General features: G+C 69.6%; 14 protein-coding genes. 8 read left to right on the top strand and 6 right to left on the bottom strand.

Annotated elements, in window-relative coordinates:
• Nucleotides 1-54: 54 nt before the first annotated feature.
• Together QEZ54_RS29020 and QEZ54_RS29015 are read right to left on the bottom strand one after the other, a co-directional pair.
• Nucleotides 55-591, bottom strand: coding sequence for an AAA family ATPase (locus tag QEZ54_RS29020; RefSeq protein WP_281307917.1), 537 nt, complete (start codon nucleotides 589-591; stop codon nucleotides 55-57).
• A gap of 42 nt (nucleotides 592-633) precedes the next feature.
• A complete protein-coding gene (locus QEZ54_RS29015) occupies nucleotides 634-1,959 on the bottom strand; it encodes a helix-turn-helix transcriptional regulator (RefSeq protein WP_281307916.1) in 1,326 nt (441 codons plus the stop codon).
• A gap of 657 nt (nucleotides 1,960-2,616) precedes the next feature.
• On the opposite strand from QEZ54_RS29015, the gene QEZ54_RS29010 reads away from it, so the two are divergent.
• A complete protein-coding gene (locus tag QEZ54_RS29010) occupies nucleotides 2,617-3,300 on the top strand; it encodes a DUF4352 domain-containing protein (protein WP_281307915.1) in 684 nt (227 codons plus the stop codon).
• Nucleotides 3,301-3,652: 352 nt separating this feature from the next.
• On the opposite strand, the gene asnB is transcribed toward QEZ54_RS29010, so the two are convergent.
• Entirely contained in the window at nucleotides 3,653-5,524 is a 1,872-nt protein-coding gene (gene asnB / locus QEZ54_RS29005; RefSeq protein ID WP_281307914.1) for an asparagine synthase (glutamine-hydrolyzing), read from the bottom strand.
• Between the two features lie 169 nt (nucleotides 5,525-5,693).
• On the opposite strand from asnB, the gene QEZ54_RS29000 reads away from it, so the two are divergent.
• From QEZ54_RS29000 to QEZ54_RS28975, 6 genes are all read left to right on the top strand, one after another.
• The gene (locus QEZ54_RS29000) at nucleotides 5,694-6,386 is read left to right on the top strand and encodes a response regulator transcription factor (RefSeq protein ID WP_281307913.1); all 693 of its coding nucleotides are present in this window, start codon (nucleotides 5,694-5,696) and stop codon (nucleotides 6,384-6,386) included.
• On the top strand, nucleotides 6,383-8,059 hold the full coding sequence (locus QEZ54_RS28995; RefSeq protein ID WP_281307912.1) for a HAMP domain-containing sensor histidine kinase: 1,677 nt from the start codon (nucleotides 6,383-6,385) through the stop codon (nucleotides 8,057-8,059). The genes QEZ54_RS29000 and QEZ54_RS28995 overlap by 4 nt, the downstream gene beginning before the upstream one ends.
• 144 nt (nucleotides 8,060-8,203) lie before the next feature.
• Nucleotides 8,204-9,268 carry an ATP-dependent DNA ligase gene (locus QEZ54_RS28990; protein ID WP_281307911.1) on the top strand — a complete coding sequence of 355 codons (1,065 nt, stop codon included), beginning with the start codon at nucleotides 8,204-8,206 and terminating at the stop codon, nucleotides 9,266-9,268.
• A gap of 36 nt (nucleotides 9,269-9,304) precedes the next feature.
• Nucleotides 9,305-10,837 (top strand): alpha/beta hydrolase, encoded by a 1,533-nt coding sequence (locus QEZ54_RS28985; protein ID WP_281307910.1) that lies wholly within the window; start codon nucleotides 9,305-9,307, stop codon nucleotides 10,835-10,837.
• A 261-nt stretch (nucleotides 10,838-11,098) separates the two neighbouring features.
• Nucleotides 11,099-11,716: a DUF433 domain-containing protein gene (locus QEZ54_RS28980; protein WP_281307909.1), complete on the top strand. Its 618-nt coding sequence runs from the start codon at nucleotides 11,099-11,101 to the stop codon at nucleotides 11,714-11,716.
• Nucleotides 11,713-12,156 carry a DUF5615 family PIN-like protein gene (locus QEZ54_RS28975; protein ID WP_281307908.1) on the top strand — a complete coding sequence of 148 codons (444 nt, stop codon included), beginning with the start codon at nucleotides 11,713-11,715 and terminating at the stop codon, nucleotides 12,154-12,156. Before QEZ54_RS28980 ends, QEZ54_RS28975 begins: the two co-directional genes overlap by 4 nt.
• A 146-nt stretch (nucleotides 12,157-12,302) precedes the next feature.
• On the opposite strand, the gene QEZ54_RS28970 is transcribed toward QEZ54_RS28975, so the two are convergent.
• The 3 genes from QEZ54_RS28970 to ligD all read right to left on the bottom strand — a co-directional run bounded on the left by QEZ54_RS28970 (nucleotide 12,303) and on the right by ligD (nucleotide 14,619).
• A complete protein-coding gene (locus tag QEZ54_RS28970; protein WP_281307907.1) occupies nucleotides 12,303-12,617 on the bottom strand; it encodes a hypothetical protein in 315 nt (104 codons plus the stop codon).
• Nucleotides 12,618-12,630: 13 nt separating this feature from the next.
• The gene (locus QEZ54_RS28965; protein ID WP_281307906.1) at nucleotides 12,631-13,038 is read right to left on the bottom strand and encodes a hypothetical protein; all 408 of its coding nucleotides are present in this window, start codon (nucleotides 13,036-13,038) and stop codon (nucleotides 12,631-12,633) included.
• Between the two features lie 537 nt (nucleotides 13,039-13,575).
• Nucleotides 13,576-14,619 (bottom strand): non-homologous end-joining DNA ligase, encoded by a 1,044-nt coding sequence (ligD, locus tag QEZ54_RS28960; protein ID WP_281307905.1) that lies wholly within the window; start codon nucleotides 14,617-14,619, stop codon nucleotides 13,576-13,578.
• Nucleotides 14,620-14,648: 29 nt separating this feature from the next.
• Between ligD and msrB the strand changes: the two genes are divergently transcribed.
• Nucleotides 14,649-15,053: a peptide-methionine (R)-S-oxide reductase MsrB gene (msrB, locus tag QEZ54_RS28955; protein ID WP_281307904.1), complete on the top strand. Its 405-nt coding sequence runs from the start codon at nucleotides 14,649-14,651 to the stop codon at nucleotides 15,051-15,053.
• The last annotated feature ends 183 nt before the right edge of the window (nucleotides 15,054-15,236 follow it).

Below are 15,236 nucleotides of genomic sequence, written 5' to 3'. Positions count from 1 at the left end.
GCGCGGATCATGTCTCCTGCCTGTACCTAAGCGTGGCGCCGGAGGTCCGCCCCGTCACCCGAGCGAGGTCGGCCAGCGTCCTGCCGCCCACGCGGCCCAGTCGGCGCAGCCCGTCGGAGGTGGCTCGACATGCTCACCAGCCAGTTCCGCGCCGTCCGGAGCCTGGAACAGGCGGCGGTACTCGGTCAGGTCGGCGGGGGTGATGGGGAAGGTCGAGCCGGGGTCGGTGGCCTGGCGGGACTGGACGCGGGCGAGTTGCTCGGGCGGGTCGATCGGGAGGTAGACCAGGACGCAGTCCGCGCCGGCCTGAGCGGCGAGGTGGCGGAGGGCGGAGCGCTCGGCTTTCGTCCATACGCCGAAATCCAGGATGACGTTCGTGCCCAGGCGCAGGGCCCGCATGGCCAGCCAGACGAAGCGGCCCTCCAGGATGTCACGGCGGCCGTCGGCCTCAGGCTCACCGAACAGCGGGATCATCCAGTCGTCGGGGGTGAACCGCAGTGCGCCGTGGTCGCGTTCCAGCTCGCGAGCCCTGGTCGTCTTACCCGCACCAGGCTGGCCGATCATGACGTACAGCGTCGGGCGTGATCTCATGGCGCCCATCGTGCCCGCTCATGATCGAGGCGTCGCGCGAGTTCAGGACGGCTGCGGCGCTCGGCCCAGCAGGCGGCTGAGATCGACGATGCGGCGGTTGAGGCGGGCTGAGGTGATGGCTTCGACGTTGGCGACGGCCTGGCCCGCGTACACGGTCGCCTCGCGGCGGTCGCCCGACACCGCCAAGACCTCGGCCAGGCTGACCAGGTCGAGAGTCCGGTTGCGGGCCTGCGCCGGGTCGCGGAGACTGATCGCCCGGCGGAGACGCCGCACCGCCTCCTCGCCGTAGCGCGGGTTCGACCTGGCCAGGTCGGCGTGGGCGGCGCCGGTCAGGCTGTACAGCTCCGCCTCGGTCACGTGCTGGCTGCCCCAGTCGTGTGCCGCACCGCCTCCCGCGCGGCTGAACTCCTCCTCCGCTTGGCCGACCGATCGGGCCACCGCCTGGGCGTCGCCGCGCTGGGCGTTTGCCCATGCCTCGATACAGAGCTGATTGGCGCGCTCCGCTGGGCCTAGGACGGACCTGGCCGCGCGGCGGGCCCCGTCGAGCAGGTCGAGGGTGTCGTCGGGGCGGCGCATCTCGATGTTGTGGCCCGCCATCCGCGCGATCAGGTGGCCGCCCAGCCGGGGATCGCCTGCCGCTCGGGCGGCCTGCAACGCGAGGCCGTAGAGCTGCTGGGCGTTGTCGTGGTCCTCGACATCTCTCGCGACGTACGCACCCAGGCCCGCGATGTCCGCGATGCGTTCCAGCAGTGCCTGACGTACAGACTCGCCGGATGCGGCACTGTGCATCACGGCGGCGCGCTCAAGCAGCACGGAGACGTGGCGGCCGAGGCCGCCGCCACCATGGCGGCTCACCCAGGTTCGATAGAGGCTCGTGGTGTCGCGTAGCTCAGCGGCATGCTCGAGCGTGATCCGGCGGGGCAGGTCAAGATGCGGGCCAGCGGAGACCGGCCAGCCTGCAACTACCAGGCTCGCCGCAACCCCGCTTCGCAACAGCTCTCGCCGTTCCGTCTCAACCTCCTCGGGACGCAGCCCGCCTGCCTCCACGGTACCGTCGAGATTGCCCGATGGAGTCCCTCGGTCGAGTCGCTTCGCGGTGGCGCCCGCCCGCCGGAGCCTCCGGGTCAGCGCGGCCGCCGCTTCGAGGCGGCTGATGGACAAGCCGAGCACTTCCGCCAGCGCGCGCAGGATGTCGCCGGTCGGCAGGCGCTCCTCCCGTTCGTAGCGGGAGATCTCGTTCTTGGTGAAGGTCGGTCTGCCGACGACGGCACACAGCTGGTCGGCCAGTCGATCCTGGCTCTGACCGAGTTCCCGTCGCCGACTCGCGATCAGCGCCCCCAATGACTCGCGATACGGCTGCACACCCACCCCACAGTTCGCCGGTCCACAACGTGGCCTACCCAGTGGCCGACGTGCCTGTCCCGTTCCCGGGGCTAACGTCAGGACGCCTTCGGCTCTGTCGCAATCCAGCACATGTCCACAATGGTCAGCTACTAGGTTAAGTAAGCACTACGGCGACCTTCGACGTCAAGAGAGGCCGGATACGGGAGATCCGATCGGCGAAAGAGAGTTCAGCCGCTATGCGAAGGCTCAAGCAGCCTACGGAGCAGGCCTGCTGTCGGCGCACCGCCGGGATACGACGGGATGCTGCAGACAATGCGGTCGGTCGCACCCATGCGAGCAACGCCTGCATGGCGGAAAGTTGATCGCACATTTCGCGGACTGGCAGCCGACAGGGCCGCATTGAACACGCCGGCACATCATAGGTGACATTCGCGGAAATGCCGCTGCGGACAACGGGGGAGGACCGATCGCGAACCGGCATTGCCCGATCGACTCCGCCCATGCCCGCCCTCGTGCCGCCGATCGGCTCCGGGCGTCGTCGTGGATCACCCAACGCGGCAGATGTCCGACGAAACGGCGTGCCCGCAGGGGGCGCTTCGACGCCTCAGCGTGACCTGTCCGACACCAAACGTGGCCGTTGACCCCGTTTCCCCAGGCCACGATCTGCCTAGCATTTGGCAGGTGACAAATGAGAACTACGGCCCGCCGACATATCCGAACGGCCCCGTGTATCAGGCGGCCCCGCCCAAGAAAGGCCTCGGCACCGGCGGAATTATCGCGATAGTCGTCGGAGTGCTCATTCTCGCCTGCTGCGGAATGGGCACGGTCATCGTGCTGACCAGTGGCGACGACACGCCCGACGCACCCGGTGCGGCAGCCCCGGCCGCCGATGCGAAAAGCGATCCGAGCGTCCCGGCGCCATCCCCATCTGCATCCTCCGCCCCGCCTCCCGCCGAGCCGGACGGTCCGGTCACCGTCAAGGTAGGTCAGGCGGTGAACATGAAGTCCCGCAGTACTGAGACGCGAGTAACCATCAAGTCGGTCAAGAAGGCGAAGTCAGACAACCAGTTCACTCAGCCGAACCGCGGTCAGTTCGTTGCGGTCATGGTCGATATTCTCGCCACCAAGGGGACCACCGATCTCGGTCCGACCAACTTCCGCCTGGTGGCCACCGACGGAACGGTCTATCAGACCGAGGTGCTCGTCGTCGGCATCGAGCCGCAGCTCGATTTCATGACGACCGTCCAGCAGGGTCAGCGAAAGAACGGTTACGTCATCTTCGACGTCGACCCGGAGAAGGTCGCGCATCTCAAGGTCGAACTGTCCGACGACTTCGGTGATCCGCAGGGCTACTGGACCACCTGACGCCCTCGCTTCGACAGATCCGTCGACCTTGTTACCCGCCATAACAAGGTCGACGGATCTTCATGCCGATCTGAGCCGCCCTTCTCGTCGGCGATCGGCGAATGCGGACGAAAAGCGGGGTCTCGGCTGTCTAGCTGTGCAGTGTTGTGACCTGAGGTCGTGATCTCCGGGGTCATTTCGGTCGATGATCGGCGTCCTCGGTCTAACCCTCGGCCTGTCAGCGCGATTGTGTCCGAGGACGCCGATCATCCGGCTGTCGACCGCCGAACAGGCGCCCGCTACCCGTGGCCCACCTTGGTGATCAGGAAGCTGTGCCGGCGACACGCCGTCGAGCCGTGCCATAGGTTCATGATCACCGCAGCAGAGCAACCGGGGTGGGGGTGGACTGTTCGATGAAGGTGGCGTGCCAGAGGCAGAACATCAGGACGGTCCAGACCTTGCGGGAGTTGTCGGCCTCCGAGCGCTGGTGGGCGATGAGGAGGGTGCGGGCGTACTCCAGGTCCAGGTGCTCGCTCGCGGCGGAGGTGGACAGGAGGTCGTGGGCCCAGTCGCCGATGTCGCCGCGCAGCCATACCCGGGCGGGGGTGGCGAAGCCGACCTTGCGGCGCTGCGCCACCGGGGCGGGGAGCAGGTCGGACACCGCGGACCGGAGCAGCTTCTTGGTCTGCGGGGTGTCGGGTGAGACGCGCAGGTGCGCCGGGATGCGGGCGGCGACCGCGTACACGCGGCGGTCCAGGAACGGGACGCGCAGTTCCAGCGAGTGGGCCATCGACATGCGGTCGGCCTTGGTGAGGATGTCGCCGGGCAGCCAGGTGTGCAGGTCGATGAGCTGCATCCGGCTGACCGGGTCCAGGGCGGCCGTGCGGGCGTACACCCCGTCGGTCACGTCGGTGCGCGGCGCCGCCGCCCGGCCGCGCAGCAGCAGCGCCTTCTGCTCGGCGTCGAACATCCGGGCGTTGCCGTAGTAGCGCCGCTCCAGCGGCGTCGTCGCGCGGGCCAGGTAGCTCTTGCCGCGTACGCCCTCAGGCATCGCCGCGGAGACGCGGCGCAGCGCGCCCTGGACCGAGCGGGGCAGCCGCTGCACCGGCGCGGTGGCGAACGGCTCGCGGTAGATCTCGTACCCGCCGAACAGCTCGTCGGAGCCCTCGCCGGACAGCACCACCCGCACGTGCTCGGAGGCGGTACGGGCCAGGAAGTACAGCGGGATCAGCGACGGGTCGGCCAGCGGGTCGTCCAGGTGCCACACGATGCGGGGCAGCTCGCGCAGCACGTCGGCGGCGGTGACGACGGTCGGGGTGAACCGCAGACCCAGCCCTATGGCGGTCTCCTGGGCCAGGTCCAGTTCGGAGTAGCCGTCGATGTCGAACCCGGCGGAGAAGACCTGCAGGTCCGGCTTGACCTCGGCGGCCAGCGCGACGACCGCGCTGGAGTCGACGCCGCCGGACAGGAACGCCCCGACGGGCACGTCGGCGACCAGGTGCGCCCGTACGCTGTCGCGCAGTGCCCCGCGCAGCTGCGCCGCCAGCGCCTTCTCGTCGGCCCCCGTGGCCGCGGCGAAGGTCGGCTGGAAGTGGCGGTGCACCTGGACCTGGCCGCCCGGCTCGTAGGTGAGCGAGCACCCGGCGGGCACCCGGCGCACCTCGGCGCTCATCGTGTACGGCTCCGGCACGTACTGCAGCGACAGGTAGTGGGCCAGCGCGTCGGCGTCGAGCGTCCCGCCGCCGCCCGCCAGCGACTTGCGCTCGCTGGCCAGCCACAACCCGTCGGGGGTATGGGCGTAGTGCAGCGGCTTGATGCCGAACGGGTCCCGTCCGGCGTGGAGCCGGCGCTCCTGGCGGTCCCACAGCACGTACGCGAACATGCCCCGCAGCCGCTCGACGGCGGCCGCGCCCCAGTGGTGGAACGCCGCGGCCAGCACCTCGGCGTCGCCGGCGGTGGCGAACACCGCGCCGCACTCGTGGACCAGCTCCTCGCGCAGCTCGCGGTAGTTGTAGATCTCGCCGTTGAAGCACAGGTCCCAGCGCTGCTCGTGGGTCAGCGGCTGGCGGCTGCCGTCCACGTCGATGATGGCCAGCCGCTGGAAACCCATGGTCACTCCGGGCTGCGGAGCCGTGACGACCATGTCGTCGGGTCCCCGGTGCCGGATCAGGTCCAGCCCCGCCGACACCGCGTCGCACGCGTCGCCGAGCCCAGAGGCGCTGATGAAGACTACGAAGCCACACATTGTGGTGCCCTCCTCCCGTCGCAGGCAATCGACCGGAAGGTATGGGGGGACTTGTTAAGGCCGTATCAAGATGTGATGCGCGAACGATGTGCTCCGGCTGGGCGCGGGCTTAACAGGTCCTTCACAGGCGGGTGGGCACAATGCCCGCAGACCGAGGGGGAGGTGGGGCGTGACGGCTCGGATCCTGGTGGCCGAGGACGACCCGAAGCAGGCCAACGTCATCCGCATGTATCTGGAGCACGAGGGCCACAGCGTGCTGTCGGTGGCCGACGGCCGCGCCGCGCTGGACCAGTGCCGCGCCCGCCGCCCCGACCTGGTGGTGCTGGACGTGATGATGCCGCTGGTCGACGGGCTGGACGTGTGCCACATCCTGCGCGCCGAGTCCGACGTGCCGATCATCCTGCTCACCGCCCGCAGCACCGAGAACGACATCCTGCTCGGGCTCGACGTCGGTGCCGACGACTACATCACCAAGCCGTACAGCCCGCGCCAGCTCGTCGCGCGCATCCGCGCGCTGCTGCGCCGCACCGGGGTGCTGGCGGGCGAGGCCAAGGCGCCGCTGGTCGTCGGCGACCTGGTCGTGGACGCGGCCCGGTTCGAGGTACGGGTGGACGGCCGGCCGGTCGCGCTGACGGCCAAGGAGTTCGGCATCCTGGAGGTGCTGGCCGCCGAGCCGGGCCGGGCCTTCACCCGGGCGCAGATCATCGACCGGGCCTTCGGCTTCGACCAGGACGTGCTGGAGCGCACCGTCGACGTGCACGTGATGAACCTGCGCCGCAAGCTGGAGCTGGACCCGGCCGAACCGCGCTACGTGCAGACGGTCTACGGCCGGGGGTACCGGATGCCGCAGGCGCCCGCGTGACCTTCAAGCTGCGGGTCTTCGTCCTCGTGGCGCTGGTCGCGCTGGTGGCCATGGGCGTCAGCACGTACCTCACCCTGCGCTTCGCCGAGAACCAGGTGGCCTCCTCCACCCAGTCGCAGCAGCAGACCCTGCGCGAGCTGGCCGACCGCATCACGAAGTACGGCCGCGACCACGGCACCTGGGAGCGGGTCGCGGACCTGGCCCGGCAGCTGGCGCAGCAGAACGGCAAGCGCATCCGCCTGGAGACGCAGGAGACCCGCGTGGTCATCGTCGACACGGCGCTGCTGCTGGGCCAACCGAACGATCCCGTGACGGAGATGACCGCCTCGGTCGACCCCCGGCCGCAGTTCGAGCTGAACCGCGCGGAGTGGGTCAAGGGTCGTTCCGCCGTGCTGCAGGCCATGGAGCTGTACCGGCAGGAGATCCGCTTCGCCGCCTGCCTGACCCGCAACAGCGTGGACCCCGTCGCCGTCTCCCTGCAGGGCGGCGTGCCGACCTTCTCCTACTTCGACGCTGCGCCCACCGTCGTCCAGGACTGCCGGCAGGGCCTGGTCAGCATGCCGCGGGTGCTCGACGACGACCGCATCGAGATCCAGCAGTGCGAGCTGGCTACGTACCCGACGGACCCCGCCAAGGGCACCCGCACGGAGTCGGCGGCCGTGCTCGCCGAGCAGACCTGCCTGCAGGAGGCGTACCTGACGCGGATCAGCGGCACCGGGCCGGAGCCGCTGCAGCTGGCGGTCGCGGTCGAGGAGACGACGATCTCCGCGACACCGGTGGCGCTGGCGGTCAGCGCGGTCGCGGTGCCCATCATCCTGTGCACGCTGCTGCTGAGCCGGCACGTGCTGCGCCCGATCCGCGAGCTGACGCTGGCCGCGCGCCGGTTCGGCCAGGGTGCCCTGGACCAGCGGGTCGCCGTCGCGGGCGGCGGCGAGCTGGCACGGCTGGCGCAGGACTTCAACAACATGGCCGACTCGCTGCAGCGCAGCGAGGAGCAGCAGCGGCGCATGATCGCCGACGTGGCGCACGAGCTGCGTACGCCGCTGTCCAACCTGCGCGCGTACCTGGAGGCGCTGGAGGACGGGCTGGTCACGCCGGACGCGGCCCTGTTCCACTCGCTGCACGAGGAGGTGCTGCTGCAGCAGCGGATCGTCGACGACCTGCAGACCCTCGCGCTGGCCGAGGCCGGGCGGCTGCGCTACCACTGGTCCACGGTCAGCCTGAGCGAGCTGCTGGAGAGCTGCCGGACGGCGCACCAGCCGTCGGCGTCGACGGCCGCGGTCGAGCTGAAGGTGACGGCCGAGCCGGGCGTCTTCGTCCGGGCCGACGCGTACCGGCTGCGCCAGGCCCTGGGCAACCTCGTCACCAACGCGGTCCGGCACTCCCCCGCGGGTTCGACGGTCACGCTGTCGGCCGCCCGGTCCGGGCCGAGCGCGGTGCTCGCGGTGACCGACCGGGGCAGCGGTATCGCGGCCGCCGACCGGGCGCACGTCTTCGACCGGTTCTGGCGCGCGGACCGGGCCCGCAGCCGTACCAGCGGCGGCAGCGGCCTCGGCCTGGCCATCACCCGCCAGATCGTCCTCGACCACCAGGGCGACATCACCCTCATCAGCGAACTCGCCCAGGGCACCACCTTCACCATCCGCCTCCCGGCCCTCGATTCGCCGGAGTGATCAGGAAGCTGTGCCTCCGACACACCGTCGAGCCGTGCCATAAGTTCATGATCAACCTGAGAGGGGGTGGGCAGGGAGCTGCGAGGGAGCTGGGAAAACGGGTGGTTGCGCACGGGGTGGGGGGTTTGCTGGTTGACTGGGGGTATGGAATTGCCCGTACTCCCCCCGCTGGAGCCGATGCTGGCCAAGCCGGTGTCGAAGCTGCCTGACGAACCGGGTATGACGTTCGAGCCCAAGTGGGACGGTTATCGCTGCATCATCTTCCGGGACGGTGACGAGGTCGAGCTCGCCAGCCGGGGCGGGAAGTCGTTGACGCGGTACTTTCCCGAGGTCGTGGAGCTGGTCAAGAAGCAGTTTCCGGTGCGGTCGGTGATCGACTGCGAGATCGTGGTGATCCGGCGGGAGGAAGGGCAGCTCCCCCGGCTGAACTTCGACCTGCTGGGGCAGCGCATCCACCCAGCCGCCTCCCGGGTGAAGAAGCTGTCGGTCGAGACACCCGCCGACGTGATCGCGTTCGACCTGCTGGCGCTGGACGACCGGCTACTGATGGACGAGCCGTACTCGGTGCGCCGGGCGCTGCTGGCCGACGCGCTGAAGGGCGTGACGCCGCCGGTGCACCTGACGCCGGTGACCACCGACGCGGGCACCGCGCGCGAGTGGTTCACCGCGTTCGAGGGCGCCGGGCTCGACGGGCTGATCGCCAAGCCCGCCGACATGGCGTACGTGCCGGGTAAGCGGCTGATGTTCAAGATCAAGCATGCGCGTACCGCCGATGTCGTCGTCGCCGGCTTCCGCTACCACACCTCCGGCCCGATCGTCGGCTCGCTGCTGCTCGGCCTGTACGACGACGAGGGCACCCTGCACCACGTCGGGGTCAGCTCGTCGTTCACCGCCGCCAGGCGCAAGGAGCTGCTGGACGAGCTGGAGCCGTACCGCGACCCGGCCGAGCACCCGTGGGCCGTGGCGGGCGAGGGCCAGCGCGTGCCGGGCGCCCCCAGCCGCTGGAGCGGCACCAAGGACCTGTCGTTCGAACCGCTGCGCCCCGAACTCGTCGTCGAGGTCGGCTACGACGCGATGGAGGGCGACCGGTTCCGGCATACCGCGCAGTTCCAGCGGTGGCGGCCCGACCGCACCCCGCAGTCCTGCCGGTACGACCAGCTCGACCGTCCGATCAGCCTCAACGTCGACGAGGTACTGGCTACCCCGTAGGCTCGGGCGAATCCACTGGGGGGAGTGAACACGCTCGTGCGTCTCAGGATCGATCACCGCGTGGTACGGCTGTCCGTCGCGTTGGTGGCGAGCGCGGCCACCCTGACCGGGTGCGTGCTGCCGCTGCCCGACTTCGGGCGGCGCCCGGCCGCGGCGCAGAGCCCGGAACCCGGCTGGCGGCTGTGCCCGGAGGTGCCCGCCGAGCTGCTCGGCAAGGCACCCTCCGGGTACACCTTCGAATGCCGCACGGTCGAGGTGCCGCAGGACTGGAGCAAGCCCGACGACGGGAACACCTTCGACATCGCGGTGATGCGCGCCCGCGCCACCGACCAGCGCGACCGCATCGGCTCGCTCATGGTCAACCCCGGTGGACCGGGCGCCTCCGGCATCGACCTGGCCTCGTACCTGACCCGGGGCCTGCCCGCCGAGGTCACCAGGCGCTTCGACATCGTCGGCTTCGACCCGCGCGGCGTCGGCCGGTCCAGCCCGGTCGACTGCTACTCCGACGCCGACCTCGACGCCACGTTCGGCGCCGACCCCGACCCGAAGACCCAGCCCGAGTTCGACGAGAACGTGGACCTCACGAAGCGGATGGTCGACGGCTGCAAGGCCAAGTACGGCGACCGCCTCAACAAGTTCTCCACCGAGCAGGCCGCCCGGGACATGGACAAGATCCGCCAGGACCTGGGCGAGGACAAAATCAACTACCTCGGCTACTCGTACGGCACCCTGCTCGGCGCCGTCTACGCGCAGCTGTTCCCCGACCGGATCCGGGCCATGGTGCTCGACGGCGCGGTCGACCCGACCCTGGACTCCACCGCGTCGGCGCAGAGCCAGGCGATGGGCTTCGAGCGGGCCTTCGACAACTTCACCGCCTGGTGCGACGACAACCACAGCCGCTGCCCGATCGACGGCAACGCCCGCGAGGTCACCATGAAGCTGATGGAGGAGGCGCGCACCAAGCCCGTCGGCAACAGCGACGGCCGGTACGCCACCCCCGGCTGGATCTTCTGGGGCGTGGTGTCGGCGCTCTACACCAAGGCCCGCTGGCCCGACCTCGGTGAGGCGCTGGGCGACCTGCAGCAGGGCAAGGCCGGGGCGATCATGGCACTGGCCGACTCGTACGCCGACCGCGACGACAACGGCGTCTACACCAACCTGTTCGACGCCAACGCGGCCGTCAACTGCGCCGACGAGGCCAAGCCGGTGCCGGTCGAGCAGATCCGCAAGTACCAGGAGGAGTGGCGCCAGAAGTACCCGATGTTCGGGGCGCCGCTGGCCGTGGGCATGCTGACCTGCTCGGTATGGCCCGGGCCGCGGGACCCGTTCCCGACCGGCGAGGCCAAGGGGGCGCCGCCGATCCTGGTCGTGGGCACCAAGGGCGACCCGGCCACGCCGTACGAGCAGACGCAGAAGCTCGCCGACATGCTGGGCACCGGCACCGTCCTCACCTGGGACGGCGAAGGGCACACGGCGTACCCGGAGACCCGCTGCATCAGCAGCGCCGTCAACAAGTACCTGATCGACCTCGACGTCCCCGCCAACGGCACCGTCTGCCCCGCCCAGTAGCCCTTTGAGGTAAGGAAGGGCCCCTTCTTATCGCATTGCGATGTAGAAGGGGCCCTTCTTAACTCAGCCTCAGCCAGGGCGTGCCGACCGATTGGACACAACATCGACTAAGTCATATGATTCGACCGGCGGCAGCGTCGGCGGGCGAATGTCGCCCCGTTGAATTCGCTGGCCACAGCCACTCGATGGCACGATGGTCGAAGCGACTGCCGTCCATGGCAGGGGTGACGCGAGGGGGTGTGAATGTCCTACGAACCCAAGTTGGCAGCCGCTCTGTCAGGCGCGACTCTCGCCCAACTCGGGCACTGGCGCAAAGGGACCGACGGCGAGGGCGCGATCCTGCTGCCGGAGCTGTCCGCGACCCGGCCGATCCTGTACTCGTTCCGCGACATCATCGCCCTGCGCATGTGCATCACCCTGCGCCGCGCCTCGTCGCTCCAGAAGATCCGCCGCGCGCTGACGACGCTGCGGGTCGACCTGGACGAGCGCGACCACCTCTCGCGGTACACCCTGGTCGCCGACAGTGACACGATCTACCTGGCGACGAACGACGAAGCCGTCGACCTGGTCCACAGCCGGGGCAACATCGTCATCCACCAGATGGTCCAGGTGCTGGGGCCCTACTACTACGACGGACGCCATGTGCCCGCGCTGTTCCAGCCCCGCAGCCATCTGAGCGTCAACCCGGCCGTACGCGGCGGCGAGCCGGTCATCACGGGAACCCGGGTGCCGGCGATGCAGGTCGCCAGCCTCATCCGAGACGGGGTCCAGCCGCAGCAGATCGCCTCCATCTACCCGGGCGTCAGCGCGGCGGCCGCCGAGGACGCCGTCGACTTCGCGGACTACGCCGACAGCTACCAGCGGCAGGCCGCAGCTTGAAGATCCTGCTCGACGAGAACGTCGCGATGCCGCTGACGAACGCACTGCGCTCGTTCCTCTTCACCCACGACCTGCGCCATGTGAGCGAGGAAGCCGCCTGGTCGGGCACCTCCGACGTGGAGCTTTACAAACGCGCCGCCCAGGAGGGCTACCAGGCGGTCCTCACCACAGACGCCAGGCAGATGCAGCGGGCGAACGAGGTGGCCGCGATCGCCGCGTCAGGCATCCATCGCATCGAATACTCCCAGCGGCACCCAGGACTGACCGGGCTCGGAGTCGCCATCGGCGCAGTGTGCGCCGGACTGCCCGTGGCGTTGGCCGAGCTGGCGGAGGCACCGTCGCAACGGCTGGTCTACCTCAAGGGCATCGACCCGACCAGCAGTGGACGCCTGCAGGTGACCGATCCAACCGTCAGCCCGCCCAAGTTCTGGCCCGCCTGAGCAGGTCGCCGGGCCGTTCCTGCACCCGCTGTCACGTGCCCGGCTGACGGCGAGCACGTCAGCGACCCGCTCGTCTAGAGCAGCGCGTAGCCAGGTCATGGTTGGCCAGGGCCCGCCACCGCGGACAGGCGGGCCCTGGCTCGCGCTCAGGGTCGGTTCAGCGCGACCACGAACAGCAACACCACCAGGCCGATGGGCACGAGCCACGGCAGGAAGGTCCGCACCTTCTCCTCCCGGGTGCGCGGGACCAGGTACTCATCCTCGGCCAGCACGTTCGGATAGCCGTCGCGGTACTCGATGCGCCCGCCCGCCGGCACCTCGACCGTCACCGTGGGCCGGTTCAACGACCAGATCACCACGTGCGCCGCGTAGACCAGCGCCCACCAGCCGCGGGTCATCACCACCATCGTCACGTGGAGCGTATGCCAGGACGAGCTGATTCGGCCCGCCTTCAGCGTCATCGTCGTCACACGGTCACGCGTCGGGGCTGGCGGTGATCGGCTGCTTCGGTGGTGCGCCCGCGAACAGTTCCTGTCCGCCCGGCGTCTTGATGGTCACCTTCGTGACCGTCGGGTCGTACACCCCGACCATGTACGCGACCTGCTTCTGCACGTCGGCGGCGATCAGCAGTGACTCGAACTCGGCCACGATCACCCATTCCGTGCCGGTCACGGTCACCGACTTGATGGCGCTCGTCATCATCATCGCCCCCGCGGCTTTGCCCTGGTCGGCACCGCGCTTCGCGATGAACGCGGACAGCTCGGCCTTGTAGTCGACCGTCGTCGAGGCGGCCGGGCCGGGCTGCCCGACGCTGGGCGTCGAGGTGCATCCGGTGGTGGCCAGGGCGAGCATGGCGGTCAGCGCCAGAAGTCGTGTCTTCACTGATCCTCGTTTCTGGATGGAAGAGGCGACCGTATCCGCGACCAGCGTGAATGCACGTCAGGAAGTCGGCCCGGTGTCCGCGACCGCTGGTGGCCAGCACGCCCCGATCGTCGGAGTGGCGCGACTGCGGCCCGGTCGTAACGTGGCCGCATGCCGGAGGGGGTATGGCCCGCCATGGCGAGGACATGGCCGGACAGCAGGAGGCGCGGCGATTCCAAATCGCGGAGGCGCACCGAGCAGGGGGCGCGCTACCTCCGGCGGGCCAGCAGCACCACAGCGACGACGACACCGACCACGACCACGCAGCAGGGAGCTGCGAGAAGCAGGTGCCAGCCCTTGAGCGCGCCGCTGAACATGGGAGCCTCCGAAGTCCTGAGGGTGGATGGCCCAGGCTAGCGGTCGATCGCCACAGCGGGTCGGCTGCTTCGGCGTCAACCGCCGGACTTCGGTCCTGGTCCGCAGGTAATCGGCCGCGGTCGGAGCCGTACGACAGCGAGGTTCGAAGCCTCGGCCCGCACTGCTCGCCTACCACCCACGTTAGTCAGCAGCAGAGCTGTTCTCGCTACTGGTGTCGCGTGCGCGGCTGGGCTGGACGCGCATGGGTTCGCCGGGCATCTTCGGGTAGTCGGGCGGGTACGGCATCTCGCCGACGCCGTGGTCCCGCTCGTCGCGCGCCCACCACTCCAGCAGCGTCGACAGGTCGTGCGCGACCTCGTCCATCCCCGCGTACGGATCCCCCGCCTTCTCCAACCGCGCCGGCACCGTACGCAGGTCGAAGTCGTCCGGCTCGACCGACGCCAACTCCTCCCAGGTCACCGGCGTGCTGACCGTCGCCCGGGGGTTGGCGCGCAGCGAGTACGGCGCCGCGATGGTCCGGTCCCGGGCCATCTGGTTGAAGTCGATGAACACCTTCTCGCCCCGCTCCTCCTTCCACCACGCCGTGGTGATCCGGTCGGGGTCGCGCCGCTCCAGCTCCCGCGCGAACGCGATCGCGGCGTGCCGCGCGTCGATGAACGACCACCGCGGCTGGATCCGCACGTAGATGTGCACCCCCCGCCCACCGGAGGTCTTCGGGTATCCGGTCAGCCCGGCGTCGGCGAGCACCTCCCGCGCCAGCCCCGCCACGTGCACCGCGTCGGTGAAGTCGGTCCCCGGCTGCGGGTCGAGGTCGATGCGCAGCTCGTCGGGCAGCTCCGTCTCCGGCGCCCGCACCGGCCACGGGTGGAACACGATGGTGCCCATCTGGGCCGCCCACAGCAGCGCACCGGGCTCTTTCGGGCACAGTTCGTCGGCCTTGCGCCCGGACGGGAACTTGATCTCGGCGGTGGTGATCCAGTCGGGCACGCCACGGGTGGGCACCCGCTTCTGGTAGAACATCTCGCCTTCGATGCCCTCGGGGAAGCGCTGCAGCGCCGTCGGGCGGTCGCGCATGGCCCGCAGCATCGGCTCGGCGACGGCGAGGTAGTACTCGAACACGTCGCGCTTGGTGTACCCGCGCTCCGGGAAGTAGATCTTGTCCGGGCTGCTGAGTCTTACCGATCGATTACCGACCTGGTACTCGAGCGCTTCCGCCTTGGGCATGGCACGAACCTACCGCGTACTGTGCGGGTATGGAGAACATCAGCCACCTGACCGAGGAAGAGTGGCGCGTGCGCCTCAATCCCGAGGAGTTCCGGGTGCTGCGCCAAGCGGGGACCGAAGCACCGTGGACGGGCAAGTACGTCGATACGAAGACCCCGGGCACGTACAGCTGCCGCGCCTGCGGCGCGAAGCTCTTCGAGAGCGTCACCAAGTTCGACAGCCACTGCGGCTGGCCGTCGTTCGACGAGGCGCTGCCGGGCACGATCCGCTACATCGAGGACCGCTCGCACGGCATGGTGCGGGTCGAGGTGCGCTGCGCCAACTGCGACTCGCACCTGGGCCACCGCTTCGACGGCGAGGGCTTCACCCCCAAGAACGCCCGCTACTGCATCAACTCCATCAGCCTCGACCTGGAGCCGTCCTCGGACAGCTGACGCACCGGCGCCGGACCGACGGGTCCCCTTTCCGACCCGCAGCGGAGATCATCCCGCCGACCCCGAGTCGAAGCTCGCCACTTCAGACCACAACCCCGCACACCTCGCACACCTCGCACCGACACATCCCACATCCAGCCCGCAGCCAGCGATCTTCGACAATCCCAGGGTCAAGGTCGCTGG

Origin of the sequence: Catellatospora sp. KI3, assembly GCF_029948125.1 — a bacterium.
GTDB lineage: Bacteria > Actinomycetota > Actinomycetes > Mycobacteriales > Micromonosporaceae > Catellatospora.
The sequence above is the reverse complement of the archived record's forward strand: the minus strand, read 5'-3'. Positions and strand labels throughout refer to the sequence as shown.

Bases quoted from the DNA above. Each gene is read 5' to 3' on its own strand.
- QEZ54_RS28990 (WP_281307911.1), top strand. From the start codon at position 8,204: ATGGAATTGCCCGTACTCCCCCCGCTGGAGCCGATGCTGGCCAAGCCG.
- QEZ54_RS29020 (WP_281307917.1), bottom strand. From the start codon at position 591: ATGAGATCACGCCCGACGCTGTACGTCATGATCGGCCAGCCTGGTGCG.
- asnB (WP_281307914.1), bottom strand. From the start codon at position 5,524: ATGTGTGGCTTCGTAGTCTTCATCAGCGCCTCTGGGCTCGGCGACGCG.
- msrB (WP_281307904.1), top strand. From the start codon at position 14,649: ATGGAGAACATCAGCCACCTGACCGAGGAAGAGTGGCGCGTGCGCCTC.
- ligD (WP_281307905.1), bottom strand. From the start codon at position 14,619: ATGCCCAAGGCGGAAGCGCTCGAGTACCAGGTCGGTAATCGATCGGTA.
- QEZ54_RS28970 (WP_281307907.1), bottom strand. From the start codon at position 12,617: ATGACGCTGAAGGCGGGCCGAATCAGCTCGTCCTGGCATACGCTCCAC.